The 26037-nt window shown below is 55.6% G+C and carries 23 protein-coding genes; 8 read left to right on the top strand and 15 right to left on the bottom strand.

The features are described from left to right. Positions 1 to 301: 301 nt before the first annotated feature. Together nfo and cysK are read left to right on the top strand one after the other, a co-directional pair. Positions 302 to 1150 carry a deoxyribonuclease IV gene (gene nfo, locus ABGT88_RS06490; RefSeq protein ID WP_087407598.1) on the top strand — a complete coding sequence of 283 codons (849 nt, stop codon included), beginning with the start codon at positions 302 to 304 and terminating at the stop codon, positions 1148 to 1150. A 47-nt stretch (positions 1151 to 1197) separates the two neighbouring features. Continuing rightward, entirely contained in the window at positions 1198 to 2145 is a 948-nt protein-coding gene (gene cysK, locus ABGT88_RS06485) for a cysteine synthase A (protein ID WP_087407599.1), read from the top strand. A gap of 141 nt (positions 2146 to 2286) precedes the next feature. Here the strand turns inward: cysK and ABGT88_RS06480 are convergent, their stop codons facing one another. The 5 genes from ABGT88_RS06480 to ABGT88_RS06460 all read right to left on the bottom strand — a co-directional run bounded on the left by ABGT88_RS06480 (position 2287) and on the right by ABGT88_RS06460 (position 10202). After that, entirely contained in the window at positions 2287 to 4968 is a 2682-nt protein-coding gene (locus ABGT88_RS06480; protein ID WP_346701091.1) for a 4-alpha-glucanotransferase, read from the bottom strand. A 97-nt stretch (positions 4969 to 5065) separates the two neighbouring features. Beyond that, entirely contained in the window at positions 5066 to 5914 is an 849-nt protein-coding gene (locus ABGT88_RS06475; protein WP_346701089.1) for an AraC family transcriptional regulator, read from the bottom strand. A 20-nt stretch (positions 5915 to 5934) separates the two neighbouring features. Then, positions 5935 to 6819, bottom strand: a complete 885-nt coding sequence (locus ABGT88_RS06470; RefSeq protein WP_346701087.1) for an antibiotic biosynthesis monooxygenase — start codon at positions 6817 to 6819, stop codon at positions 5935 to 5937. Between the two features lie 4 nt (positions 6820 to 6823). Further along, a complete protein-coding gene (locus ABGT88_RS06465) occupies positions 6824 to 7387 on the bottom strand; it encodes a flavin reductase family protein (RefSeq protein WP_087407603.1) in 564 nt (187 codons plus the stop codon). A 283-nt stretch (positions 7388 to 7670) separates the two neighbouring features. After that, positions 7671 to 10202 (bottom strand): adenosylcobalamin-dependent ribonucleoside-diphosphate reductase, encoded by a 2532-nt coding sequence (locus ABGT88_RS06460; RefSeq protein ID WP_087407604.1) that lies wholly within the window; start codon positions 10200 to 10202, stop codon positions 7671 to 7673. A 407-nt stretch (positions 10203 to 10609) separates the two neighbouring features. Here ABGT88_RS06460 and ABGT88_RS06455 point away from each other — a divergent pair, with 407 nt between their 5' ends. Further along, positions 10610 to 11359 (top strand): nitroreductase family protein, encoded by a 750-nt coding sequence (locus ABGT88_RS06455; RefSeq protein ID WP_346701084.1) that lies wholly within the window; start codon positions 10610 to 10612, stop codon positions 11357 to 11359. A 100-nt stretch (positions 11360 to 11459) separates the two neighbouring features. Here ABGT88_RS06455 and dnaA read toward each other — a convergent pair whose 3' ends face one another. The 3 genes from dnaA to ABGT88_RS06440 form a co-directional block, all read right to left on the bottom strand. Then, positions 11460 to 12860 carry a chromosomal replication initiator protein DnaA gene (gene dnaA, locus ABGT88_RS06450; protein ID WP_087407606.1) on the bottom strand — a complete coding sequence of 467 codons (1401 nt, stop codon included), beginning with the start codon at positions 12858 to 12860 and terminating at the stop codon, positions 11460 to 11462. Between the two features lie 348 nt (positions 12861 to 13208). Further along, on the bottom strand, positions 13209 to 14093 hold the full coding sequence (locus ABGT88_RS06445; RefSeq protein ID WP_087407607.1) for an MlaD family protein: 885 nt from the start codon (positions 14091 to 14093) through the stop codon (positions 13209 to 13211). Positions 14094 to 14127: 34 nt separating this feature from the next. After that, complete coding sequence (locus ABGT88_RS06440; RefSeq protein WP_087407608.1) at positions 14128 to 15288, bottom strand: N-acetylmuramoyl-L-alanine amidase; 1161 nt, start codon at positions 15286 to 15288, stop codon at positions 14128 to 14130. A gap of 248 nt (positions 15289 to 15536) precedes the next feature. On the opposite strand from ABGT88_RS06440, the gene ABGT88_RS06435 reads away from it, so the two are divergent. From ABGT88_RS06435 to ABGT88_RS06420, 4 genes are all read left to right on the top strand, one after another. After that, entirely contained in the window at positions 15537 to 16550 is a 1014-nt protein-coding gene (locus ABGT88_RS06435; protein ID WP_346701081.1) for a DUF2268 domain-containing putative Zn-dependent protease, read from the top strand. A 15-nt stretch (positions 16551 to 16565) separates the two neighbouring features. After that, positions 16566 to 17312 carry a shikimate dehydrogenase gene (locus tag ABGT88_RS06430; RefSeq protein ID WP_258326949.1) on the top strand — a complete coding sequence of 249 codons (747 nt, stop codon included), beginning with the start codon at positions 16566 to 16568 and terminating at the stop codon, positions 17310 to 17312. Positions 17313 to 17331: 19 nt separating this feature from the next. Further along, positions 17332 to 18219, top strand: a complete 888-nt coding sequence (locus ABGT88_RS06425; RefSeq protein WP_346701079.1) for a LysR family transcriptional regulator — start codon at positions 17332 to 17334, stop codon at positions 18217 to 18219. Positions 18220 to 18281: 62 nt separating this feature from the next. Then, positions 18282 to 20390, top strand: a complete 2109-nt coding sequence (locus ABGT88_RS06420; RefSeq protein ID WP_346701077.1) for a ComEC/Rec2 family competence protein — start codon at positions 18282 to 18284, stop codon at positions 20388 to 20390. 149 nt (positions 20391 to 20539) lie between these two features. Here ABGT88_RS06420 and ABGT88_RS06415 read toward each other — a convergent pair whose 3' ends face one another. From ABGT88_RS06415 to bamD, 7 genes are all read right to left on the bottom strand, one after another. Continuing rightward, positions 20540 to 20992, bottom strand: a complete 453-nt coding sequence (locus ABGT88_RS06415) for a DUF5606 domain-containing protein (RefSeq protein ID WP_289541378.1) — start codon at positions 20990 to 20992, stop codon at positions 20540 to 20542. A 96-nt stretch (positions 20993 to 21088) separates the two neighbouring features. Beyond that, complete coding sequence (coaE, locus tag ABGT88_RS06410; RefSeq protein WP_346701075.1) at positions 21089 to 21664, bottom strand: dephospho-CoA kinase; 576 nt, start codon at positions 21662 to 21664, stop codon at positions 21089 to 21091. Continuing rightward, positions 21661 to 22725 (bottom strand): hypothetical protein, encoded by a 1065-nt coding sequence (locus ABGT88_RS06405; RefSeq protein WP_346701073.1) that lies wholly within the window; start codon positions 22723 to 22725, stop codon positions 21661 to 21663. Before ABGT88_RS06405 ends, coaE begins: the two co-directional genes overlap by 4 nt. Positions 22726 to 22846: 121 nt before the next feature. Further along, positions 22847 to 23173 carry a preprotein translocase subunit YajC gene (yajC, locus tag ABGT88_RS06400; protein ID WP_289541375.1) on the bottom strand — a complete coding sequence of 109 codons (327 nt, stop codon included), beginning with the start codon at positions 23171 to 23173 and terminating at the stop codon, positions 22847 to 22849. Positions 23174 to 23244: 71 nt separating this feature from the next. Further along, positions 23245 to 24171 (bottom strand): transcription antitermination factor NusB, encoded by a 927-nt coding sequence (nusB, locus tag ABGT88_RS06395; RefSeq protein WP_346701070.1) that lies wholly within the window; start codon positions 24169 to 24171, stop codon positions 23245 to 23247. A gap of 153 nt (positions 24172 to 24324) precedes the next feature. After that, entirely contained in the window at positions 24325 to 24660 is a 336-nt protein-coding gene (locus ABGT88_RS06390; protein ID WP_289541373.1) for a DNA-directed RNA polymerase subunit omega, read from the bottom strand. Positions 24661 to 24671: 11 nt separating this feature from the next. Next, complete coding sequence (gene bamD, locus ABGT88_RS06385) at positions 24672 to 25475, bottom strand: outer membrane protein assembly factor BamD (protein WP_289541423.1); 804 nt, start codon at positions 25473 to 25475, stop codon at positions 24672 to 24674. Between the two features lie 365 nt (positions 25476 to 25840). Between bamD and ABGT88_RS06380 the strand changes: the two genes are divergently transcribed. After that, the gene (locus ABGT88_RS06380) at positions 25841 to 26032 is read left to right on the top strand and encodes a PspC domain-containing protein (protein ID WP_346701068.1); all 192 of its coding nucleotides are present in this window, start codon (positions 25841 to 25843) and stop codon (positions 26030 to 26032) included. Positions 26033 to 26037: the final 5 nt, after the last annotated feature.

Below are 26037 nucleotides of genomic sequence, written 5' to 3'. Positions count from 1 at the left end.
CTGCTCCGAATGGTCTCCTTCTTTTTCGGGGAGAGGCGGCTCGGCACTGTCAAAGTTGAAAACTGTGTTTTCCTTTGCCTCTGCTCTCGCCTTTCACTATATTTCCAGAATACAGGAGGCGGCTCGGCACTGTCAAAGTTGAAAACTGTGTTTTCCTTTGCCTCTGCCCTCGCCTTTCACTATATTTCCAGAATACAGGAGGCGGCTCGGCACTGTCAAAGTTGAAAACTGTGTTTTCCTTTGTCTCTGCTCTCGCCTTTCACTATATTTGTACAGATAAAAAAACGAAACAGACAACGATATGAAATACATTGGAGCTCATGTAAGTGCTTCGGGTGGCGTGGAGAACGCCCCGGTAAACGCACACACCATCGGAGCGAAGGCTTTCGCTCTCTTTACCAAGAATCAACGGCAATGGCAGTCGGCACCCTTGTCGGAGAAGAGTATACAACAGTTCCGCGAGAACTGCGCACAATATGGTTTTGCCCCCGAACACATCCTGCCTCACGACAGCTACCTCATCAACCTGGGACACCCGCAGGCCGAGGGGCTGGAGAAGAGCCGGAAGGCTTTTCTCGACGAGATGCAGCGCTGCGAACAGTTGGGGCTGAAGCTGCTGAACTTCCACCCGGGCAGCCACCTGAAGGAGATTTCGATCGACGAGTGCCTCTCGCGCATCGCCGAGTCGATAAACCTGACGCTCGAAAAGACGCAGGGGGTAACGGCCGTCATCGAGAATACGGCCGGACAGGGCAGCAACGTGGGGTTCCGCTTCGAACATCTGGCTGCCATCATCGACCAGGTGGAGGACAAGAGCCGCGTGGGGGTGTGCATCGACTCGTGCCACGCCTTTGCCGGCGGCTACGACCTGGCTACACCCGAGGGGTATGAGCAGACGTGGAAAGAGTTTGACCGGATAATCGGATTCAACTATCTGCGGGGCATGCACCTGAACGATGCCAAGAAGGGATTGAACTCGCGCGTCGACCGCCACGACAGTCTGGGGGCCGGCGTGCTGGGCATCGGCTTCTTCGAGCGGCTGATGCAGGACCCGCGTTTCGACAACATCCCCCTCATTCTCGAGACGCCCGACGAGAGCCTCTGGCCGCAGGAGATTGCCCGTCTTTACGAACTGGCTGCCGCCCGATAACGTGCAGCCCCCTATCTGATTGTAGAACTACAAAAACGACTTGAACAATGAAAAAGATAGCTAAAAGTCTGACCGACCTGATTGGGAACACTCCGCTGCTGGAGCTCTCGAACTACAACCGCACACACGGGTTGGAGGCTACGGTCATTGCCAAACTGGAGTATTTCAACCCGGCCGGCAGCGTGAAAGACCGGGTAGCCCTCTCGATGATCAACGATGCTGAACAGCGGGGCATACTGAAACCGCATGCCACCCTCATCGAACCCACGAGCGGCAACACCGGCGTGGGGCTGGCCTTCGTGGCTGCGGCCCGGGGGTACCACCTCATCCTCACCATGCCCGAGACCATGAGCCTCGAGCGTCGCAATCTGCTCAAAGCCCTGGGGGCCGAACTGGTACTCACCCCGGGAGCCGAAGGGATGACGGGTGCCATCAAGAAGGCACAGGAGCTGAACGAGCGCATCGAGGGCAGCGTGATTCTGCAACAGTTCGAAAACCCCGCCAACCCGGCTGCCCACGTAAAGACGACGGCCGAAGAGATATGGCGCGATACCGACGGCGAGGTGGACATATTCGTGGCTGGCGTAGGCACCGGCGGCACGGTGAGCGGCGTGGGCCGGGGGCTGAAGAGCCACAACCCGGCCATCCGCATCGTGGGGGTAGAGCCGGCCGGCTCGCCTGTTCTGTCGGGCGGTAAACCCGGGCCGCACAAGCTGCAAGGCATCGGTGCCGGATTCGTGCCCAAGACCTACGACGCTTCGGTAGTCGACGAGGTTATCGCCGTGACCGACGACGACGCCATCCGCACCAGCCGCGAGCTCACCTCGACCGAGGGGATGCTGGTGGGTATCTCGTCGGGGGCTGCCGCATGGGCCGCTACCCAACTGGCCCAACGCCCCGAGAACCGAGGCAAGAAGATTGTGGTGCTGCTGCCCGACACGGGCGAACGCTACCTCTCGACCGTACTCTACGACTTCGAGGGGTACAAGCTCTAATCCCGGCGGTTGTCCGGGGCAACCCGGGCTACCCATAAGAACATAAGAAACAGAGAGGCCATGGCGCACTCGATTACCGAGCATTGCCATGGCCTTTTCTTATCTCTTTCCTGTATCGTTGCGCAAGCGCTCTGCCCCGGGCTATCTCCCGCTACGGGCAATCATCTCCTGCAAACGGGTGTTGAATACCCCCTCGGCCAAAAGTTGCTCGAGCGAGAGATGCATGCGGTAACGCCAATAGTAGTGCGGGCATGCGGGTATGTTGATGCGCTCCTCGTCGGGGTTCTTGCGGCGCAGGCGGCCATCGATCGAGAGCCAGTCCTGCAAGGGCAGAATAGCCAGCATCGAGGGAGCCGAGAGCGTCAGCTCGACCATGCGCTCGCAAATCCAAGGCTCGCAGGTAGCGGGTGCCTGGCCCGACTCGCCCAGCACCTCGTTGAAGTAGCGCTGCGTGCGCGCAGGATCCTCCTGCCACCACCCTCTGATGCCCGACATGTCGTGTGTCGAGGTGGTACATACCGACCGCACGGGATAGCAGCTCACGTCGCCAAACTCGCAGTTCCACTCCTTGGGCATGCGCTGTATCTCGAGCGAGAGAATCTGCAACTGCTTCATCACCTCGGGCACACAGCCGGGTATCATACCCAGGTCTTCGCCGCAAACCAGCATATCGGTCGAGGCTACGAGCACGGGCAGTTTGCGCAGGGCTTCGGCTTTCCAGAAATCGTTGTGACGCCAGTAAAAGAAATCTTCGTAAAGGCGGTCGAAGCAGGCCTTCTGCTCATCGTCGAGAGCCTGGTAGGCCTGGGTGCGGTTGCCCATAATGCGGGGGTGATAGTATCCCGGCTGGTCGGGGTCTTCGAGGAAGAGCACCTCGTCGAGCAGCTTCAACAGGCCATCGCGAATCAGTACGTTCATCTCGTCGTCGGCCCCCGAAAAATAGTCGACCACCTTGCGCTGGGTATCCATCATCACATTCAGGTCCCAGCGGCCGTTCCCCTTGTCGACCAGGAAGCGCGTCTTCACCTCGTCGGTATAGGCCCCGAAGATGTCGTGCAACGACTCTTCCCGCACATAGGGGACCGTCTGCCACGAAGCATCGAACCGGAATCCCTTCTGCGCCAGCTCGTCGGGCGAGAGCGGCATGGCCGAGTGGAAGTGGCCCAGCAGACCGTGAACGGCATCGAGCGGAATCTCCCAGATGCGGAAGAAACCCAGGATGTGGTCGATGCGGTAGGCATCGAAATAGCGCGACATGTGACGCAAGCGGGCTTTCCACCAGGCATAGCCGTCGCGCGCCATCACCTCCCAGTCGTAGGTGGGGAATCCCCAGTTCTGCCCCTCGATCGAGAAGTCGTCGGGGGGAGCACCCGCCTGACAATTCATGCGGAAGAGATCGGGGTTGACCCACGCGTCGACACTGGTGCGGCTGATGCCGATGGGGATGTCGCCCTTCAGCACCACTCCGGCCCGGTGAGCATAGTCGCGCACCTCGGAGAGCTGCAGGTGCAGGTGATACTGTATGTAGTAGTAGAGGGCAACCGAACGGTACCACGGGCTCCACACGGCACAGTAGTCGGCAATCATCGACTCGTCGTAGCTGGCAAACTCGCCCCAACGGGTGAAGTTGGCCGTCTTGAAACGGTCGCGCAAGCTGCTGAAGGCGGCATAGGGCTGCAACCAGAACTTGTTCTCCTTGAAAAACTGCTTGAACCCCTCGCTCGACAGGGTGTCGTCGCCCTGCTCGTCGAAGAGCAGGTTCAGGTACTCCATCTTGGCGCGGTTCACCCGCTCGTAGTCGACATCGGGCTGCATGTTCAGCTCCCGCTGCAAGGCGTCGAACTGGGCCTGCCGGGCCTCATCGCTCAACCGGCCCACCTCCGAGAGGCGCAGATACTGCGGGTGCAGGGCAAAAGTCGAATTGGCATTATAGGGATAGGAGTCGCACCAACTACCCGTCAGGGTGGTATCGTTGACCGGGAGCAGCTGGATAAACGATTGCCCCGTGCGCAGCGCCCAGTCGACCAGATATTTCAGGTCGAGGAACTCGCCCGTGCCGAAACCGTAGTCGGTACGCAACGAAAATACCGGGATGGCCGTACCGGCCCCTTTCCAGAGACGTTCGGGCCCGTTGAAGAGCAACCCCGACACAACGACTGCCGTCGAAGGCGAGAGCTCCGAATCGGTATATACCCTGTTCGCACCCGTCTCCCACGCCACGACTTCGCGCTGCTGCGTGCGCACCACCACAAACTTGTATTCAAAGGAGGGGCCCAGTTGAGCCGCATCGAGGGTAAGATGCCATTCGGGAAAGTCGGTATCGTCGAGCGCCGGAGCCTGGCTCGGCTCCCAGTTGCCCAGAGCCGGCACACTGCCCACCAGAAGCAGCTGCTCGTCGGGGCGCAGTTGCGGAGCGAAGATTTTGAAAGTCACCGTACCGGCCGCCGGCACCCCGGGTTGCGGCTGGGGATGCTGACGGAAAAAGATGCCCTGGGTAAATGCCGAAGAGTAGAACGGCAGGTCGGCAGGAGTGTCGCGCCAGCGGTCGAGCAACCGATATTCGGTGGCCTTCTGCCCCGGCACGAAGCGGTGCGGACGGTTCCACTCCCGGCGCACCGAGTCGCCCGACTTGACCAGATAGCGATACTCAAAGGCGTCTATCGTCGCGGGCACCTCGATGGTGTAGCTCCACAGGTCGCCGCCGCGGCAATCCATCACCACGGCCCGGCTCTCGTCGCCCGAGCCCAGTTGCTCGGTCTCGCCCGAAAGCATGAGCGACTCGCCCCAACGGGTGTGGTAGTATATCTCAAATGTTATTTTCATGACAATCCTCTTTGTTAAAAATTGGAGTCATAAAGATAGAAAACTTTATACAGAAACCGATACCCGTCGTCCCCCTTTTTCGCGAAAAGTTTTTGATTTAAAATGAATCTTCCCGATTCTGTTTCAGGCAATGCAGGGGCGAATAGCCATACTGCTTCTTGAAGGCTTGTGAGAAGTGCGACCGGTTCTTGAAGCCGACCCGATAACAGACATCCTGTGCCGACACGCCCCCTTCGAGGAGCAGCCGCCGGGCCTCCTCGAGCCGCCGCTCCGTAATCCAGCGTTGCGGCGACAGGGTGCTGATTTTGGCAAAATCGCGCTTGAAGGTGGCCAGGCTCCGCCCGGTATAGGAGGCAAACTCGTCCAGCGTAAGGTCTTCGGTATAGTTGCTCTCCATGAAATCCATCAGGTCTATCTTCCACGCCTCGTTGAAGTCGAACAAGGTCGGATAGAAACGGTCGTCTGTGGCGAGCAGGCACATCACGGCCTCGTGCACCTTCAGCCGCAACCACTCGTCGGCAGGCGTTTCACCGCTATCGGTATAGGGCAGAAACGAGTCGAAGAGGCTCTTCAAGGCAACCGTCCGGGGCAGCACATTCACCGTCTTTCCTATCGGGCCGAGGCCATGCAGCCGCTTGCAGGTGGCAGCCACCCGGTTGTAATACTCCTTCAGCTCCTTGCGAGGCAGAGAGAAATTGATACCCCGGTAGGGATGCCCGTCGAGCGGCACCTTGGTGACGTTGACCGAGCAGTCGCGACGGACAAACACGAAGTTGTCGGCCATGACCTCGTCGGTCGTCTCCCGCCCCTCGATAACCAGCTTGCCGGAGCGCACGAAAATAATGGAGTGTGCAGGCATGCGATGCTCCAGGTGCATGTCGTGGGGGATGCTGCAACTCAGCAGGATATTGCCGTAGTTAATCAGATGGTCTATCGTTTCGTTCATGTAGCAAAGATAATACAGAGTTACTTTACACGCTGCATCTTGCGAAATATTTCGGGCATGGCAGCCGGGTTCATCGGTATCATGTCGACCAGGTCGAGTGTCTTGACCATGTGCAGCGTACCCTGCTTGTAGGTCTGGAAATGGGCGGTACCGATGTGATGGCGATAGGCCTCGGGGCTGGAATATATCTCGAGGATGCGCACCTGGCAGGAGTCGCGTTGCTGAATCATGGGGAATATGGCTATTACTCCCGGCTCTTCGCGAACCGAGGTAGCCCCCACCTCCAACGCCGCCTCGAGATAGGCATCCCGGTATTGGGGATAGATCTCTATCTCGGAGATGCGCACCAGCATGGCGGTATCGACCTCGGCCTCGACAACCGACGAACGCTCGGCCAATGCAGCACCCGCCTCGCCCACCGACGGCAACGCGAAGAGCCGGGCGGCATTCTCGTGCAAGAAGAGATCGGCATAGGCCGACAGCTCCCCATCGGCCCCCAGTGTATCGAGGGCATAGATGGCCTCGGCCACGGCCGACTCCACATCGGGCAGAGGGAGGGCGGCACAAAAGCGGAAGCGATCGGGATGGGCCGCTTTCAGCTGGGCACCATATTCGTTACAGGCCCGTATCACCTGCCGGCACTCCTCGCTGTCGCCGAAACTGGGTTGCGGAGCCGGCATCGACAACACCGTGCAGGCAATGCCGGCACTGTCCATAAACGACAAGTGCGAATCGACATCCCAGGCAGGGAGCGGGAACCCCTCTTCCAGCTCGGCATGATGCCGGGCAAGCACCTGCCGATAATCGGGCAGAATGTTGTGGCTATGCACATCGACTACCTGTCGGGCATGGCCGGTGAAATTGCCAATCATAAGGAGAATCACAAGATACAACCACCGTTTCATAGGCCTATGCTTGACTCGCTTCATACTGTTTTCCGGCTTCGGTACAGAGCCCTATGACACTGCCCGTGCGCAGATACTGATAGGTAGGAAACTCGAACAGCACCGGTTTGAGCCGATTGTAGTCGATTTTATCCCGGTCGTTGAGTATGCTCTCATCGGCATAGGTGTGGGCGATGCTGCAAATAAAGTTTTCGAAACCGTTGCACACATACACATCCTCGACCCGACACTCCATGGTCAAGGGCGATTCGTTCACCATAGGTGTCCCCTCCTCGCCTGCCGTCGACTCGAACAGGGTGCTTTTGTCCTGCTTGTGCCCCGACACGATACCGCAGTAATCGGCTTTCGGCAGCCACTCTTCGGTAACGATATTGACCGACAGCCGGCCACTCTCCTTAATGCCCCGGTTGATGTAGTGCGAGGCATGCAGACTGACAAGCAGCCTGTCGTGAGCCACAATGCCTACATGGGCTACCAGAGTCCACGTGGCTTTTCCCTCTACCTGGGCACCCACCACAACCGCAGGGGTGGGATAAAGTGCCATTGAATTTCCGATATTCTTTTTCATAACGATAAATATATGTTGGTTTTCTGTTGCAAAACTACAGCAGCGAAATTAAAAGTACGTTAGTTTACGGCTCATTTATCGTTATCGAAAAGCTCAATACTACCGTTGCCGAGCTATACAACAACCGTAACTCCCCGAACACGGTCGGTATCCTGCCCTACTCCCGACCGACATCTCCATCCCCCACACCCGGAGAAAGAGCTTCCTCGGGAAAAAACAACCGGGGCGGACCCTTTGCAGAATCCGCCCCGGAGCTTTCATTTCTTATCGTAGGTAACCAAAATTATCCGCAACGCGAAGTACCGCACGAAGTGCAGATGAGGCATCCCTCCTGATAGATGAGGGTCTCGTTACCGCAATTCGGACAGGTCTGCCCACTGGCTTTGGTACCGTTGGGCAGGTATTTCTTCAGAGCGCGCTCTACACCGTTCTTCCAGCTGTTGATCGACTGGCTGTCGAGTTCGAGGCTCGATACCAGCTTGAGCACTTGCGGGATGGGCATGCCGTAGCGAAGTACTCCCGAGATGAGTTTGGCATAGTTCCAATACTCGGGGTTGAACTTGTCGGAGAGTCCCTCGATGGTGGTCTTGTAACCGCGCTTGTTGGAGAACTGGAAGTCGTAACGCTTCGTACCGTCGGGGTTTACGGCCTTCACAATCTTACCCTTCACTACATTCTTGGGGCAGAAGATACCGTCGTCGTCGTCGGCAAGACCGGTGAAGATTTCGTAAGGCTTGCCATCTTTCAGACCCACGAAGGCAATCCACTTCTCCTTGTTGTTCTGGAAGCGAACCACATCGGCCTCGAGCTCGATGGGGCGTACCAGCGTTTCGGCTTGTGCGGGAACCACGGGTTTCTTCTCTTCCTTCTTGGCCGAGATGAGCACACCCGAGCGAGAGCCGTCGCGATAGACCGTACAGCCTTTGCAACCCGAGCGCCAAGCCTCGACATAGAGCTGACCCACCATCTCTTCGCTCACGTCGGAGGGAAGGTTGATGGTAACGCTAATCGAGTGGTCGACCCACTTCTGGATGCGGCCCTGCATGCGCACCTTCTGCAACCAGTCGATGTCGTTGGCCGTAGCCTTGTAGTAAGGCGAGCGAGCCACCAGGGCATCGACCTCCTCCTGGCTATAATTCTTTTTCACTTCGATGCCGTTTACCTGCATCCAGGTGATGAATTTATGGTGATAAACCACATACTCTTCAAAGGCATCGCCCGTCTCGTCGACATAGTCGATATGTACGGCAGGATCGTTGGGGTTCACCTTGCGGCGACGGCGATAAACCGGCATGAATACCGGCTCGATGCCCGAGGTGGTCTGGGTCATCAGACTCGTAGTGCCCGTGGGTGCAATGGTGAGGCAGGCAATGTTGCGACGCCCGTACTTGCACATGTCGGCATAGAGCTCTTCATCTTCGTGTTTCAACCGTTTGATGAAGGGGTTGTTGGTCTCGCGGTCGGCATCGAAAATCGAGAAGGCGCCACGCTCCTTGGCCATCGTCACCGACGAACGGTAAGCGGCCAGTGCCAAAGCCCGATGCACCTTTTCGGAGAAGTCGGTAGCCTCTTCGGTTCCGTAGCGGAAACCCATGGCGGCAATCATATCGCCCTCGGCCGTGGTGCCCACACCGGTACGGCGGCCTTGCAGGGTACGTTTCTGTATCTTGTACCACAGGTTGAGCTCGGTGCTCTTCACCTCGTCGGTCTCGGGGTCGGCCTTGATTTTCTCGATAATCTTGTCGATCTTCTCCATCTCAAGGTCGATAATATCGTCCATGATGCGCTGTGCCAGCATCACATGTTTACGGAAGAGGTCGAAGTCGAAATAGGCCTCCGGGGTAAACGGATTGACTACATAGGAGTAGAGGTTGATGGCCAACAGACGGCAGCTGTCGTAGGGACAGAGGGGAATCTCGCCGCAAGGGTTGGTCGATACGGTCTTGAAGCCCAGGTCGGCATAGCAGTCGGGTACCGACTCTCTGATGATGGTATCCCAAAAGAGTACGCCGGGTTCGGCCGATTTCCAGGCATTGTGCACAATCTTTTTCCAAAGGGCTTGCGCGTCGATCTCCTTCGTCACCTTGGGATCGGGCGAGTCGATGGGGAACTGTTGGATGTAGGGCTTGCCTTCGATAGCAGCCTCCATAAAGTCGTCGTGAATCTTCACCGACACGTTGGCACCCGTCACACGTCCCTCGACCATCTTGGCGTCGATGAACGACTCGGAGTCGGGGTGTTTGATCGATACCGAAAGCATCAGCGCACCGCGACGGCCATCCTGAGCCACCTCGCGGGTCGAGTTGGAGTAACGCTCCATAAAGGGTACCAGCCCCGTAGAGGTGAGGGCCGAGTTCTTGACGGGCGAACCTTTGGGGCGGATGTGCGACAGGTCGTGACCTACACCACCGCGACGTTTCATCAGTTGCACCTGCTCTTCGTCGATTTTGATAATGCCGCCGTACGAGTCGGGGGCACCATCGAGCCCAATCACAAAACAGTTGGAGAGCGACCCCACCTGATAGTTGTTACCAATGCCACTCATGGGGCTTCCCTGCGGCACGATGTAGCGGAACGATCTCATCAAATCGAACAGCTCTTGCGACGAAAGCGGGTTAGGATACCGTTGCTCGATACGAGCAATCTCATTGGCGATACGCCAGTGCATATCGTCGGGAGTCTTTTCATAGATATTCCCATACGAATCTTTCAGAGCATATTTGTTTACCCACACACGGGCAGCCAGCTCATCTCCCTTGAAATACTCCAACGACGCCTGATAAGCCTCGTCATAAGTATAAATAGTTGGTTCCACGAGACAAATATTTTTTCTATTATGTTAATTAGTTAATTTTTAGACAAAGGTTTTTCAGCAGAAAGATTTACGGTGCAAGTTTATAAAAAACATTCTACATACACAAATAATATCATTTTTAAATATCAACAATTTATAAAGTTTCCCGATTTAAAACAAAACTGTATTGACAATCAGATATTTAAAATTTTGACCATAACAAAAAGTTTTCCGTTTTTGAAAATCAGACAAACACATCCAAGAAACACAAGAAAAAATCGACATTAGTAACAAAGTACAATTATTTCTATTTGCAAGTATCCATGAAGAAAATCCACAGACAATCGACACCACGGCCATACCGCCGTTGTCAAATATTTTCATTACCTTTGCTACTACGAACTTATCACTTCAAATCCCCATTACCTATGATAAAGAGTTTGAAAGAGAGAAGAACGATACGGCAATATCTCGACAAGGAGATAGATGACCGTCTGCTCAACGAACTTCTCGAAACGGCATTTCGTGCCCCCACAACGGGCAACATGCAGGTGTACAGCGTCGTCGTTACCCGTACTCGGGAGAACAAAGAGCGACTGGCTCCGGCCCACTTCAACCAACCTACCGTCACCCACGCGCCGGTGGTGCTGACCTTCTGCGCCGACTTTAACCGGTTTGTAAAATGGTGCGAGCTGAACCATGCACAACCGGGCTACGACAACTTCCAGTCGTTCGTTACGGCAGCCATCGACGCCCTGCTCGTGACTCAGCAGTTCTGCACCGCAGCCGAGCTTTCGGGTCTGGGCTGCTGCTATCTGGGCACTACCACCTACAACGCTCCCCAGATTGCCGAAGCCCTGCAACTGCCCCGTCTGGTGATCCCCATTACTACCCTCACCGTAGGTTATCCGGCCGACATGCCCGCCCAGGTAGACCGCCTGCCCCTCGAGGCGATTGTTCACCACGAGAGCTACCGCGACTACACGCCCGAGGATATACAGCGCCTCTATGCCGAAAAAGAGAGTCTGCCCGAGAACCGGCAATTCGTAGCCGAGAACCACAAGGAGACTCTGGCTCAGGTATTCACCGACGTGCGCTACACGCGCGAGAACAACGAACTGTTCTCCAAAATCTTCCTCGACTTCATCGTGAAACAGGGCTTCAAAATGCCCGAATAAGAGACGGAGAGAGTTCAACACCCTCCCCTGCAACGATACGAAAGAGGCCCGAAACAACAGCGTTCCGGGCCTCTTTCGTTATTCTGTATTCCTATGGAGGTTATCCTTGTATCCGTTGCTCAATCTCCTCGAGATCGCTCCGCAACTTCTTGTCCACCCCTATCTGTTCGGTGATGGTCTTGCAGGCGTGCAGCACGGTAGCGTGGTCTTTCTTGCCCAGCACGTCGCCGATACCGGCCAGCGAAAGGCTGGTGTATTTCTTGGCCAGGTACATGGACATCTGACGGGCCACAACCACCTCTCTCTTGCGCGTGCGCTCGAGCAGGCGCGAGGTATCCAAGCCGTAATAGCCGCAAACCGCCTCTTTGATGGTATCGATGGTAATCTGCTTCTGCACCATCTTCACGCTGGCAGCCAGCACCTGATCGGCCATTTCGATGGAAATCTCCTTCTTCAAGACGCTCGAACGTACCATGAGCGAAACGATAACCCCCTCGAGGTCGCGCACGTTGTCGGTCACGTTGCGGGCGATGTAGTCGATTACCGACTCGTCGATGGTCAAGCCGTCGCGGTGTACCTTGCTCATGAGAATATCGTAGCGCAACTTGTAGTCGGGACGCTCCACCTCGGCTGTCAAACCCCATTTGAAGCGGGTCAACAGACGCGAAACCATGCCCACCAGCTCGACCGGCGGACGGTCGCAGGTGAGTACCAGTTGCTTGTTGCTCTGATGCAGATGGTTAAAGATGTGGAAGAAGGTATTCTGGGTCTGGGTCTTCCCGGCAAACTCCTGAATATCGTCCATCAACAGTACGTCGATGCTTTGATAGAAGCCGATAAAGTCGTTCACGCGATTGTTGCGCACGGCATCGGTATACTGCACCAGAAAGTCGTGAGCCGACAGGTAGAGCACCCGTTTGGCCGGCATGTTTTCTTTGATGCGCAAACCTATGGCCTGAATCAAGTGGGTCTTTCCCACCCCCGACTCACCGAAGAGAAACAAGGGGTTGAAGGTATTGCGACCGGGATTCTCGGCAATCGATTCGGCAGCCGCACGCGCCAACATGTTGCTTGCCCCCTGATAATAACTTTCAAAAGTGTAAATCGGGTTCAGACGGGGGTCGAGCTCATCGTATACGCGTTGTTTGAACGGGTCCAAAAGGTCGGGCATCGCCTGCTGCATTTTCTTGACAGCGGTCGACTTGGTCGTAGCAGAGAGGTCGACCGTAGCCTCGGGCTGACGGACAATCTGCACACGATACACCAACTTGACGTTTGCCCCATAGATGCGAGGCAAAACCTTTTTCAGCAGGTTGAGGTAGTGCTCCTCGATCTGCTCTATCACGAAATGTGAAGGGACAAGCAAAGTCAACACATTATCGCCATCAACACCCAACGAAGTAATCGGCTTGAACAGACTCTCAAACGCCTCGGGGGCTATGTTGTCTTTGATAATTGTTAGACATTGGTCCCACAACTGAACATGTTGTTCTGAACCCATTTTATGTAAATCTTCTATCAAAAAACTTTTGCGTGTACAAAATTCAAATTATTTTTCCGCAAAAACAAATCGCAAAATATTTGCTTTTTACATTTCAGTTACAAACGGTTGATTTCAAAGTTCTTATAAAATATCGTCTCTCGAGATATTTTTTCCGTTTTCACAATCTATCATCACTTTATCTTTCAAGCGATTACAAACCTTCATATGTTTTTCGGCACATTTCCAGCACCTCTCTCCCATCGGGTAAACACACCCCTATAAGGGTAGCTTTGGGAATATTACAAAAAAATTGCAGATTCTTCCTTATTTATATCGATTCTAAATAAGGAAAATCTGTTACTCTTCTCAGAACAGCGAGAAGTGTACATATCGCTTGGGATTAAGCCGCAAGTCGATCATGAGCGAATCGACACTGCCCAGCACACCATTGGCCCGATCGTAAAGCCCCCGGTCGTTCAACAACAGCCCCAGACTGTTGTCGGGCGAGGTAAGCCGCGAGGTGATTTGCTGCAGATTGTAACTGGTCTTCTGCACCGATGCCATGGTCGACTGCAACGGCAGCGCATTGAGGGTATCGGAGAATTGGTTGATCTGCGCCGTAATGCCCTGCACGTTGTCGAGTATCACGGGGACATCGTTTTGCATCATGCCCGAGAGTTGTACCGACGAGCGTTCCAGATTGGCCGTAATGCGATCGAGCCGTTTTACCGACGAGACCAGAGCCGGATCGTTGACCAGGGTTTGCAACCCCGACAAGATGCTGTCGAGTTTGGGCAACAACACGACAACCTGGGGCAGCAGCTCGCTCTGGAGGCTCTGCATCAGCCCCGACTTCACTTCGCCCTGCAGCAAGGCTCCGTGCTCGTAGTATTCGCTCACGTGGGGATTCAGGTCGATTACCACCGACGAGGTTCCCAACATATCGGTCTCGAGGTAGACCCGGCTGTCGACCGGAATCTTCAGTTTCTTATCGAGATTCAACAGTACCTTGATGGTCTGATTCGTGTCGTAGTCGTACACAATCTCCTGCACGAGCCCCACCTTGTAGCCGTCGATCATCACCGGGGCCGACTGGGCCAACCCGCCCACGCTGGGGAACTGCACATAATAGTAATTAGAGGGTTTCATCACGTTGATGCCCTTCAAATAGTTGATGCCTACATACAGAATGAGGATGCTAATCAGCACCGAGAGGGCAATCTTTGCTTCTTTTCCAAACCACTTTTTCATATTATTCTTTTTAGTTGGGCTATCGTCTTGTTTCTCACTTTACACGCTTTCCGTCACGGAACTGGATGATAAAGGCATCGCGAAACAACGATTTCACCTTTTTATATTGTTGCTGTATACCATTTCGATCGGTCGATTTCCCATAGGTGTATTTATACATGCTCCCCTCTTTGTAGCATTCGACAGGCGAGAGGCCTTTGAACTCCTTGGAGTTGGCCGGCAACTTGCGGGGGAGCGCCATAAACTGCACCTTGTAATAGGTAACACCCGAGGCGTCGTCTTGTTCGGCCTTGCCGGTTTGAGTTTTGGCGGGGGCCGGTTTCTCTACTTCGGCAGGTGCAGGAGCCGGAGCAGGAGCCGGAGTCGACGAGGTGACCGCAGGGGCCGAACCCTTGCGCGAGTTTTGCTTGCGATCGTAATCCGATTTGTATTTGACAAAGGCATTGTAAATGGCCTGGGCCATCTTGGTCTGCCCGCTCTCCGAGGTGAGGAACCGCTCTTGCGTGGGGTTGCAGATGAAGTCGAGCTCGACCAGAACCGCCGGCATGCCGGTCTTGGCCAGCACCCAGAATCCGGCCTGCCGCACCCCGCGGTCCACACGGTTGGCTACCGATACAAACTCGTGCTGTATGTCCGAGGCAAAGTTGATGCTCTGCTCCATATGCTTGTACTGCATGAATTCAAAGATAATGTACGACTCGGTCGAGTTGGGGTCGAACCCTTCGTAACGGGTAGAGAAATCGTTCTCGAGATAGATAACCGAGTTCTCACGCTTGGCCACCTCGAGGTTCTCTTTGCTGCGGTGCAGACCCAGTGTCCAGGTAGAGGCACCGGCCACGGTCTTGCGGTTGGGCGATTTCTTGTCGATCGAGTTGGTGTGTATCGAGATGAAGAGGTCGCCCTCCACCCGGTTGGCCTTATCGGCCCGCTCCTGCAAGGTGAGGTAGACATCCTTGTCGCGGGTATAGACCACCTTCACCCCCGGCACATTGTTGGCCACCATGCGCCCCAGCTTCAGGGCTACCCCCAGATTGATATCCTTCTCCTTGGCCTTGTTGCCAAGGGCACCCGCGTCGCGCCCTCCGTGACCGGCATCGATGACCAGCACGAAGTCTTTGGCCGAAACGACCGAGAGCCCGAGCACAAATGCAAAAAGGAGGGAGAGCACCCGCGTAAAGCAATATGAATGTTTCATAAACCAGTATCTGCTATCATTAACACAAGACCCGGCCCCGCCGGAATCCTGACAAATTGCCAAACAGGCGGCGTACCATCCGAGCCTATTTCGCAGTTTCAAATGCAAAGGTATAAATAAAGCTCGAAAAAGATGTCAATTTCAAGGAGATTTATTGCCTTATACTCAAATCGTAAAACTGGATTCGCACCGATGGCTTTCTCGAAAGAAAAAAGTATTTTTGCAAAAGCGAGACAAAAAGCGTGTATATGATACGACACCTGAAACAAAACAGCTATGCCATGGCGATATGCCTGCTGACGGCGGCCTTCATCGCCTGCAACGGAAAGGCTTCGGAGGCCCGGAGCTCCGTAACCCGACACCCCGTGACCATCGAACGGTTCGACCGCGAACTCCCGGCCTATGTGCAACAGACCGACACCGCCGCGGCGGCCGGCTTCAGGGAGAAATACGCCCCCTTCTTCTCCGTCTACTGCCGGCAGATTCTGGGGCTGGGCGACGCCCCCGACTTCCGCGAGGGGCTGAACCTGTTTCTCACCCACGAAGCCATTGCCCAACTCTATGCCGATACCGAGTCGCACTTCGCCAGCGACACCGCCTGGATTGCCGCCCTGCAACAGGGCTTCGACCGGTACAGCGAGCTCTTTCCGCAGGCACCGCGTCCCCGCCTGCTCACCCATGTGTCGGGGCTGAACCAGTCGATTGTTACGGTCGACTCGCTGCTCTCCATCTCGCTCGACTGCTACCTGGGGGCCGACTACCCGCTCTACGAACAACGCTATTATATATATGAACGGGGGCTGCACGAGAGCGGCCGCATAGCCTACGACGCTCTGGAGGTGTGGCTGCGCACCCGCTACCCCTACGAATCGAAACGCAATGCTCTGCTCGACCGCATGGTCTACGAGGGAAAGATTCTCTATGCCCTCGCCTCGATATTCCCCGAGGCCGACGAATACCGCCTGCTGGGCTACACCGACGAGCAGGCGCAATGGTGCCAGACCAACGAGGCCGAAATCTGGCACCAGGTGGTGAGCAAGAAGCACCTGTTCAACACCGAGTCGATGCTCATCCACAAATATGTGGAACCGGCCCCCTTTGTAGCCGTGCTGCATCAGGATTCGCCGGGCCGTCTGGGCCGCTGGATCGGCTACCAGATAGTCAAGCGATATGCCCAGGAGAAGAAGAAAAGTGCGGCCGAACTGCTGGCCTCGCCCGACGATGCCGGCGAGATATTGGCCGAATCGAAATACAACGGATAAACTGAAACGATAGCTATGAACCACGTATACGGACTGGTGGGGTATCCCTTGGGACACTCGTTTTCCCGCTCGTTTTTCCACGCGAAATTCGAACGTGAGGGGATAGCGGCCACCTACGAAAACTTCGAGATGCCCGACCTCTCGACTCTGCGGCAACTCATTGCCGACCGCCGGGAGCTCTGCGGGCTGAATGTAACGATACCCTATAAGACGGAGGTTATCGCGCTGCTCGACGAGCTGGACCCGCAGGCCCGCGCGATTGGGGCCGTCAACGTCATACAGATAACCCGGCAACCCGACGGCCGCGTATGGCTCAAAGGCTACAACAGCGACATCATCGGGTTCACCCAATCGATTGCCCCGCTCATCGACGAGGGCATGCAACGGGCACTCATCCTGGGAACGGGCGGCGCCTCGAAAGCGGTCTATGCCGGACTGAAGTCGCTGCACATCGAGCCTGCCTTCGTCTCGCGGCAACGGCGCGGCGACATCATCGGCTACGACGACCTCACCCCCGAGCGGATGGCTTCCCACCGCATCATCGTCAACACCACGCCGGTGGGCATGTATCCCCACACCGACGAGGCTCCCCGCATCCCCTACGAATGCCTTACCCCCGAGCACCTCTGCTACGACCTCATCTACAACCCCGAGGTGACCCGCTTTCTCGAGTTGGCGGCCCGCCAGGGGTGCAAGACCAAGAACGGCACCGAGATGCTGCACCTGCAGGCCCTGGCCGCCTGGGATATTTGGAATCGATAACGCCATAAGCCCCTCCACCATGATAGACTTCAGACTAAAAGTTTTTTGCAGCGTAGCCCACAACCTCAGTTTTACCAAAGCCTCGAAAGAGCTGTATGTGAGCCAACCGGCCATCAGCAAGCACATCCAGGAGCTCGAGGCCGAGTACAGCACCCGGCTGTTCGAGCGGATGGGCACACACATTACCCTCACCCCCGAGGGCGAGCTGCTGCTCTCGCACGCCGAGAAGATACTCGCCCACTACAAGCAGCTCGACTTCGAGATGAACCTGCTCACCCAGCGCCACATGGGCGAACTGCGGCTGGGTGCCAGCACCACCATCGCCCAGTATGTGCTGCCCTCCTATCTGGCTACGTTCAGCCAGAAGTTCAAGCAGATAAAGCTGTCGCTCGTCAACGGGAACACCCGTGCCATCGAGCGGGCCGTCGAGGAGAACCGCATAGACCTGGGACTCATCGAGGGGGTGAGCCGCCAGCCCCACCTGCACTACACCCCGTTCATGCGCGACGAACTGGTGTGCATAGCCAGCACCCGCAGCAAGCTGGCGCGATACGACGAGATTTCGCTCGACCAGTTGCAGCAACTGCCGCTGGTCATTCGCGAGAGCGGCTCGGGCAGCCTTGAGGTCTTTGAAAAGGCGCTGGCGCAGAAGCAACTGAAGCTGTCGCAATTCAACATTGCCATGCAGTTGGGTACGACCGAGGGCATCAAACGGTTTCTCTACAACACCGACAGCGTGGGCATGATGTCGATACAGGCGGTTTCGACCGAGATTGCCGACGGTCGTCTGAAGGTAATCGAGATTGCCGACTTCGTCTGCGAGCGGGAGTTCTGCTTCGTCCAGAATGCCGGCCAGAATGGCGGCCTCGCTTCGGACTTCATGCGCTACATGACCCGCCGATTCTAAACGTGTGCAGTGCTTTTGCACCGCTCTCCTACCCTCTCTGATACACCGAAAAACATACTGCCATGACCCGGAATCCCCTGTCGGCCGCCCGTACTCCATTCATTCGACTGCTGCTCCCGCTGCTGGCGGGTATCGTGGGGCAGGCGCAGCTGCATCTCCCCCTGTGGGGCTGCCTGTTGCCGGGCCTGGGCGGCCTCATGTTGTGGGGACTGCTGACCAAGCGGGGCACCATCGAGGAGCAATACCGCAAGCGCGAATTTTTCGGGTGGGGACTTTTCCTGATTTTCTTATCGGCAGGAGCCACCCTGCACCACCTGCAACACCGCCCCTACCGGATGCCCGACGGCTTCTACCCCGTAGCCGTTGCCCACATCGACCACGAGGCGACCGAAAAGGAGGGGGCCTACTACTGCCCCGCCTCGATTACCGGGCTGGTCGATACCCTTGGCCACACGGTACCCTATCGCGAAAAGGTGGCCCTCTATTTCGAAAAGAGTCTGTCGGCCGGACGGCTCGACTACGGCGACCGGGTGGTCTTTGAATTTCGGCTGCGCCCCATTGCCGGGGTTGGGAACCCGGGCGATTTCGACCGGGCCGCCTTCATGCGCTACCAGGGCATCGCCCGCAGCCAATACCTCGCCGACGGGCGATGGCGGTGCATCGGCCACGAGCCTCGTTCAGGATTGCGGGCCTGGGCGGCCGGGCAGCAAGCCGCACTCGCCCACCGCATCGACACCTGCCACCTCGCGCCCCACAGTGCCCTGCTGCTGAAAACCCTCCTGCTGGGCGACCGGGCCGATTTCCCGCCCGACCTGCGGCAATCGTTCTCGGCCTCGGGGCTCTCGCACATACTGGCCGTGAGCGGGCTGCACATGGGGGTTATCGCCTCGCTGGTCTACCTGCTGCTCTTCCCCCTGGCCTGGAGCGAGACGGGCCGCAAGCTGCGCCCCCTGCTCACGCTGCTCGTGGTGTGGATTTATGCCTGTGTCACGGGGTTGTCCCCCTCGGCCGTGCGGGCCAGCATCATGGCTTCGTTTCTGCTGACAGCCGAGTTTCTGGAGCGACGCAACAGTTCGCTCAATGCCCTGTTTGCCGCTGCCTTCTTCATGCTGCTCTACGATACCCGCCTCGTGTTCGATGCCGGATTCCAGATGAGTTTCGCCGCAGTCGCCGCCATCCTGCTCTTCTACCGCCGATTGAATATCGGGGGCAGGTCGCCCCACCGACTCGTGCGATGGATGAGCTCGTGCACAGCCGTATCGATAGCCGCACAAGCGGGTGCCCTGCCCATCGCCATCTACTACTTCCACACCCTGCCCCTGCTCTTTCTGGTTGGCAATCTGGTGGTACTGCCGCTCCTGCCAGTCATCTTCGGGCTGGCCCTGCTCATGCTGTTGCTCACCGCCCTGCATCTGCCCTATGTCTGGATAGCGGACGCCACCGACCTGCTGCTGCGATTTATCGAATGGCTGAGCCTCGCCATCGACCGCCTGCCGGGCAGCCACATCGAGGGAATATGGCTGGAGCCCCGCTATCTGTGGGGCTACTTTATCGGGGGTATCCTCATCTACCTGACGGTGAAGCGGCGTTCGAAACGACTGCTCGGGCTTACGCTGGGTGCCGCCATTCTCTTTCTGGCGGCCGACCTGGCCAACCATCGCCCCCTGCGCCCCGAGGTGATTGTCTATGAAGACCGACAATCGACCGTGGTGCAACTGAGCGACCGGGAGCGCTGCTACCTGTTGCGGCCCGACACCCTGCCACCAGCGCAACCACTGCCCGGCGAGCCTTATCGCCAACGAAACGGACACGCAAACCATACCCTGATACAACCGGGAGCCTTGCCGGTCGAGGGGCCCCATTTCCTTATCGACTACCCCTTTGCCCTCTTCCACGGCAAACGGCTGCTCCTGCTCGACAGCACCGGCTGGAAGGACACCGACACCCGGCTGCCGGGCAAACGGCTGTCGATCGACTATGCCATAGTCGACCGGCAATTCGACGGACGGCTGGCCGACGTGACCCGACTCTTCGACGTCGGCCAGGTTATCATCGGGGCCAACGTGCATCCGTCGCGTGCCCGCCTGTGGCTGAACGACTGCTACAAGCAAGGCATCGCCTGCCACGACGTGCGCACGGAGGGAGCCTGGATATACAGCCCCACACGGTAACCGAAAGCCCCATTCCCCGGGTATCCTCCACCCTCAAAGCAAGTAAAGGCCCGGCCCGACAACAAGAAAGGGGCCGCGACTCGAACGAGCCACAGCCCCTTGGTTTATCTGTTCGCAGTGCGATTCAATCGCACCTTATCGATACCGGTTTATTTGCTTTCGGTGTTGTCGGCAGCAGCCTCCTTTTCGGGTTCGGCATCGGCCTTCTTCTCCTCTACGAAATCGGTGTTGCCCGTCTCGACCAGCAGGTTGTACCAGCTGATGAGTTTCTTGATGTCGGTCACATACACTCTCTCGCGGTCGAAGTTGGGGAGCACGTCGGCCAGATAGGCACGCAGCGTCTCGGCATCGGCTTTCTTCATATCGAGCGACACTTTGCCGCCGTTCTCTTTCTTCTTGATCGATTCCAGTACTTCGCCCAGAGGCACATCGTCTTCATCGGTAAAGATGGCGATGTCGCCCAGCGAAATGATTTTTTCATGGGCATAGGCAGGCTGACGTTTCCCGGTTTGCAAGGATTCGACAATCAACATATTCTTGGCTTGAGATACCAACTTATACAAACCCGGTTTCCCAGAGATAGATAAAATCGTTTTCAACATAAAAATTGGTGTTTTATATTTAATGACTTAATCAATTTGTCGTGCAAAAATAATATACTTGTCGGGTTTAATCGATTTATCGGACGAAAAATTTTCTCACCGCGGCTCTTCCAGCAGCGAGAGCACGGCGGCAATGAGCGACTGCCGGCCGTCGTTGCAGAGGATGTGAGTGGCCCGGCGACGACGCTCCTCCTCGTCCATCTGCGAGGCCATGCGTCGGCGCACCTCGTCGGCCGTGAGCCCGCTGCGCTGCTGCACCCGCTCGATGCGCAACGCCTCGGGAGCGGTGACCAGCCACACCTCGTCGACCAGGCGGTCGAGGTGCGACTCGTAGAGGATGGCCGACTCGACGAAACAGAGCTCGTCGGGACGGCTGTGGCTCCAGCGGTCGAAATCGGTCCGCACGGCAGGGTGCACGATGGCATTGAGCCGGGCTACCCGGTCGGGGTGGCCGAAGGCCCGCGAGGCCAGCAACGGGCGGTTCAGGGAGCCGCCGGCATAGATGTCGTCGCCAAAGGCTTCGGCTATCTGCCGTTTCAATTCGGGCGAGGTGTTCATCAGGCGCCGGGCCTCCGAATCGGTATCGTACACGCGATAGCCCATCACCCGCAGCAAGTTCGAGACAACCGACTTGCCGCTGCCTATGCCGCCTGTAATTCCTATTCGTTTCATATCGTATCGGGGATGGAGACGAGCACCGTATCGGACGACACGGTAAAGACGGGTCTCTTCTGTTCGAGAATATAGTCGACACTGTCTTGCGACAGGATGATGTTGCGCACGAAATCGGGGGCCTTCAGCACCTTGATGCCCAGCTTGCCGGGAGCGGGACGTCCCGACAGGTCGGCATAATCGACACCCAGCAGGAAGCTCTCCTCGCTGACCGAGGCAAACCGGCTAAAGGGCATCATGCACGTGAGTTGTACCGACGAGGGGAAGGTGATGAGCGACCAACCGGCAGGTACGCTTTGGGGTACGACCGGTATATCGAGTAGTTTCGAGGTCATCTCCTCGACGGGAATCGTCACTTCTACCTGATCGGGGACGATGCGCAGGTTGGGTATGCGAGCCATGCGCACGGTCGTGCGCAGCGTGTCGCTCAACCGCTTGGCCTCGAACTCGACCGTATAGACCTCCTTGAGGTGCTTCAGCTGGGAGTTCTCGCCATAGACCATGACCGAGTCGATCGAGGCCGTCATGGGACCGCTCAGCACACATTGCGGGGTAGTCGAGGCGTGCCCCTTCACCACCAGCTTCACCCGTTTGCCGGCACTGTGGGTATACTGCACCTTCAGCGTGTCGGGGATAAGCGACAGAATCGTAGTGGTGGGACGCAGTGATTTGCGCATGACGGTCTCGAGTTGCGAGGGCGACAACAGGAACGAGCTGCCCCCCTTGTCGTACTCCTGGAAATTGATGCGTAACGGACTCAATCCCTCGATGGCATAGCCCAGCATCACGGGGCCCTTGTCGCGTATGCGCACCTCGATGTGGGTGGGCAGGTCGTTGATGAGGGTGGTCTTCTCGGGCAGATCCTGCAACTCGACCGGAATCTCGAACGAGTTCTCTACCTCCTCGTTCAACCCCTGCATGAACCAGAATACCAGCGACAGCAGCACGAACCCCAGAAAAGTGAACAATTCGCGCGTGCGCTCCTGTCGAAAAGTGGCGCCTATCTTACGGACAATCGCTCTGAATCGGGTGGCTATGCGGGCCGGGAAATTCTTTTTCATACTATCACGCAATGGCTATATACAACAAAGATAAAGTTTTTTATCGGGACCATGGGTCTCTGCCGATAAAAAACTTTATCTTTTTATTTTCCGTTACGGATGCCTGTTGCTCGAGGCGCTGTTATTTGGCCTGTTGGGCACCGCTATCTTTGGCATCGGCTACCGACGGATATACCGAATCCTTGGCAATGCGGACACGGGTATTCTCGGCAATCTCGATGATGAAGGAGTCGTCTCTTACCTCTTTGATCTTACCGAAGATGCCACCCGAGGTAACGATTTTGTCGCCGGCCGAAAGACCTTCGCGGAATTTGCGGATCTCTTTCTGACGTTTCGTCTGCGGACGAATCATGAAGAAATAGAAGATGGCAATCAAGGCAACCATCATCAGGATGCTCGACATCCCGCTGCCGGCTGCGCTTTGTAAAAGAATGGATAGTGTTGTCATAATTTAGCTTTTAATAGTTTTTACATGTGGTCTCCTCGAAATTGAGAGTCCACAAATATATAACAATTTTTTTACTCTTTGGTCAGAACGCCCTCTTTTTTCAGATTATCGGCGATGGCATTGAGCACCCCGTTGACAAACTGACCGCTCTTGTTGGTGCTGTACGACTTGGCCAGCTCGATATACTCGTTGAGGGTGACACGCGTGGGTATCGAGGGGAACTTGTAAAACTCGCTCATGGCGACCATCATGATGACGATGTCCATGAAGGCGACACGCTCGATCTCCCAGTTGCGGATAAAGTTCTCGATGTAGTTGCGGTATTCGTCGCCATGCAGCAGGGTGTTGCGGAAGAGCTCCTTGGCAAACTCGGCATCGTCGTCGTCCTTGAACATGGGCAGCAGGGCCTGCGACTCGCCGTTTGCCTCGCTGAACTGCTTGATGGTCTTCAGCACGAAGGTGGTGATGATTTCCAGGTCGTCGTTCCAGTAGAGCGATTTCTGCTCGAGCAGTTCGAGCAACTCCTCGTCGGTGCAGAACATGTTCTTGACCACCTTTTTCCAGAACTCGCAATCGTTCTCATACGAGTCTTCGGGAGCCTCCATATACTCTTTGTAGATGTCGCTCTTGACAATCCGCTCCGAGAAGTCTCTCAAAAATTCGGGGTCGTTGGTCCAGGTGACGGGTTTCTTCTCGTGGTAATCCTTGTAATCGTTGCAATTCCGCAACTGCTCGATAAAGCGGTTGTGGACAAAGCGCATGTTGGGATTCTTCTCCTCGGGAGTTGCCAGGAATTTCATGCGGGCGGCTTCGACCCGGGCAGCCTGCGTGTCGGTCAACTCAACCATCAAGGTCAACAACAGATGATACAACTCATAGGATTTTTCGAAACTGAAGAAGAGTTCCTTCTCGGCATCCATCACCGTCTTGTCTTTCGTCAAGAAATAGGAGTAGGCAATCTGTATGACTTTGGAACGGATTAGTATTCTATTGATCATATTTTAATGAACTAATTGTGCGTTTTATTTTTTTCGGTCACTCTCTACCTGTCGCCCACCCCATGCCTGAGAGGAGTGGAGTGTGCGAGAAAAATCTGCAAGCCGCACTATTCCATCTCGATAGTGCGGCTTGCAAGTATGCCTGGCAGGCTATTATTCGATAGCCGATTTTTCCTTTTCGGGGTTTTTGTAATAGATTTTACCTTCTATATATTCTTGCGTGGCAATAAGAACGGGCTTGGGCAGCTTCTCGTAGTAACGCGAGATCTCAATCTGCTCACGGTTCTCGAATACCTCCTCGAGATTATCGTTGCACGAAGCGAACTCCTGGAGTTTCTTTTCCAGGTCGGACTTCATTTCAACGGCAATCTGATTGGCTCTTTTGGCAATAATACATACAGTCTCGTAAATGTTTCCCGTGTCGGAAGACAAAGCCACCATATCGCGTGTTACGGTGTTTGTCGGTGCATTTGTTTTCTTGTAATCCATTATTTTAAAGATTAATCTTTTACGTATTTGTTAGCCACCTTAAAAATATTCTCGGCCTCTTTGGTATATTGTCCCGAGGGGTAGTCGTTGATGAACGAGTAGTACTCGTCGATGACATCGCGGAAACGCTCGGGTTTCTTCTCTTCGATACTCTGCACGGCCTCCTGATATTTCGACTTCAGGATAAGCATCGAGAGGGTCTCCTTATAGCGGGTATAGGGATACTCTTTCAGGGCATTCTGTGCCGTGATGATGGCCGACTGGTAGTTGTTGCCCATGTAGTTGCCCAAGTTGTAATAGAGCTGAGCATTAAGCAACTCTTTGTAAACCAGCTTATCTTGCAGTTCAAAGATAATATCCTGTGCCTGCTTGGCCCGCTCACTGTTGGGGAAATAGTCGAGGAAGCGCTGCATCTCGTCGATAGCCTTGTAGGTACCGGTCTGGTCGAGTTTGGCCTCGGGAGAGTCGAGGTAGTAGCCATAGCCGCAGTAAAAGCGGGCCAACTCGGTATACTCGCCCTTGGGATAATTTTTGTAATAGGCCTGGAAATACTCGCCCGAGGTGACATAGTCCTTATTCAGATAATAACTGCGAGCCAGCAGATAGAGCGACTCTTCTGCCCTGTCGGTACCCTTGAAGATAGCCACCAGCTCCTCGAGCAAGGTAGCGGCCTGCATGTACTTCTTACGCTCGAATGCCTTCTTGGCATAGTCATATTTCAGCTCATAATCAGTACTTTTCAGTATCTTGTTATACTCACCGCACGAGACAAGGAGCAAGGCACAAACGATAGAACAGATCAGTTTTCGCATTATTCGTTTCTTTATCAGGTTGCAAAGTTAGAGATTTCGGCCGAATATGGAAAAGAAATAATAGAAATTTAACGGTGACGGCGACAATTAGGGGCTATTTATCGGCTACCTCCCGGTTTGTATCGACCAGCATACTCCCGACCGCACCCGACGCGGACCCTTCTCCTGCCGAAACAGGCAACACCTCTCGATTCGCCGGCAACAAAAGAGAGCCCCTCTTCTTATAAAACGAAGGGGGTGCAATTTTGTTTTTACCCTTGCTTTGTTCTATCTTTGCAATAAATTGCGGAGGTAGGCGAAGTTTCGGCACAGCCGATGCGGAATCGGGCTTGCATGCCCGGGCGAGTCTGCCCCCGGTATAAATTGCGATGAATATGATCAAACGACTTACCCGGCCTCGCGAGGGGCGCATGATTGGCGGCGTGTGTGCTGGCTTGGGCGAATACCTGGGGCTGGACCCTACGGTGGTTCGCATCATCTATGTGCTGCTGTCGCTGGGAGCCATAGGCACCCCGGTGGTGATATACATCATCCTCTGTTTGATTATACCCGAATCTTAACGAAA

Origin of the sequence: Barnesiella sp. An22, assembly GCF_963931395.1 — a bacterium.
GTDB classification, from domain to species: Bacteria; Bacteroidota; Bacteroidia; order Bacteroidales; family Barnesiellaceae; genus Barnesiella; species Barnesiella merdigallinarum.
This window is presented reverse-complemented; position numbering and strand designations above follow the sequence as displayed.

Coding starts and splice junctions, on each gene's coding strand:
- nfo (WP_087407598.1), top strand. CDS start 302: ATGAAATACATTGGAGCTCATGTAAGTGCTTCGGGTGGCGTGGAGAAC.
- cysK (WP_087407599.1), top strand. CDS start 1,198: ATGAAAAAGATAGCTAAAAGTCTGACCGACCTGATTGGGAACACTCCG.
- ABGT88_RS06480 (WP_346701091.1), bottom strand. CDS start 4,968: ATGAAAATAACATTTGAGATATACTACCACACCCGTTGGGGCGAGTCG.
- ABGT88_RS06475 (WP_346701089.1), bottom strand. CDS start 5,914: ATGAACGAAACGATAGACCATCTGATTAACTACGGCAATATCCTGCTG.
- ABGT88_RS06470 (WP_346701087.1), bottom strand. CDS start 6,819: ATGAAACGGTGGTTGTATCTTGTGATTCTCCTTATGATTGGCAATTTC.
- ABGT88_RS06465 (WP_087407603.1), bottom strand. CDS start 7,387: ATGAAAAAGAATATCGGAAATTCAATGGCACTTTATCCCACCCCTGCG.
- ABGT88_RS06455 (WP_346701084.1), top strand. CDS start 10,610: ATGATAAAGAGTTTGAAAGAGAGAAGAACGATACGGCAATATCTCGAC.
- dnaA (WP_087407606.1), bottom strand. CDS start 12,860: ATGGGTTCAGAACAACATGTTCAGTTGTGGGACCAATGTCTAACAATT.
- ABGT88_RS06445 (WP_087407607.1), bottom strand. CDS start 14,093: ATGAAAAAGTGGTTTGGAAAAGAAGCAAAGATTGCCCTCTCGGTGCTG.
- ABGT88_RS06440 (WP_087407608.1), bottom strand. CDS start 15,288: ATGAAACATTCATATTGCTTTACGCGGGTGCTCTCCCTCCTTTTTGCA.
- ABGT88_RS06435 (WP_346701081.1), top strand. CDS start 15,537: ATGATACGACACCTGAAACAAAACAGCTATGCCATGGCGATATGCCTG.
- ABGT88_RS06430 (WP_258326949.1), top strand. CDS start 16,566: ATGAACCACGTATACGGACTGGTGGGGTATCCCTTGGGACACTCGTTT.
- ABGT88_RS06425 (WP_346701079.1), top strand. CDS start 17,332: ATGATAGACTTCAGACTAAAAGTTTTTTGCAGCGTAGCCCACAACCTC.
- ABGT88_RS06420 (WP_346701077.1), top strand. CDS start 18,282: ATGACCCGGAATCCCCTGTCGGCCGCCCGTACTCCATTCATTCGACTG.
- ABGT88_RS06415 (WP_289541378.1), bottom strand. CDS start 20,992: ATGTTGAAAACGATTTTATCTATCTCTGGGAAACCGGGTTTGTATAAG.
- coaE (WP_346701075.1), bottom strand. CDS start 21,664: ATGAAACGAATAGGAATTACAGGCGGCATAGGCAGCGGCAAGTCGGTT.
- ABGT88_RS06405 (WP_346701073.1), bottom strand. CDS start 22,725: ATGAAAAAGAATTTCCCGGCCCGCATAGCCACCCGATTCAGAGCGATT.
- yajC (WP_289541375.1), bottom strand. CDS start 23,173: ATGACAACACTATCCATTCTTTTACAAAGCGCAGCCGGCAGCGGGATG.
- nusB (WP_346701070.1), bottom strand. CDS start 24,171: ATGATCAATAGAATACTAATCCGTTCCAAAGTCATACAGATTGCCTAC.
- ABGT88_RS06390 (WP_289541373.1), bottom strand. CDS start 24,660: ATGGATTACAAGAAAACAAATGCACCGACAAACACCGTAACACGCGAT.
- ABGT88_RS06380 (WP_346701068.1), top strand. CDS start 25,841: ATGAATATGATCAAACGACTTACCCGGCCTCGCGAGGGGCGCATGATT.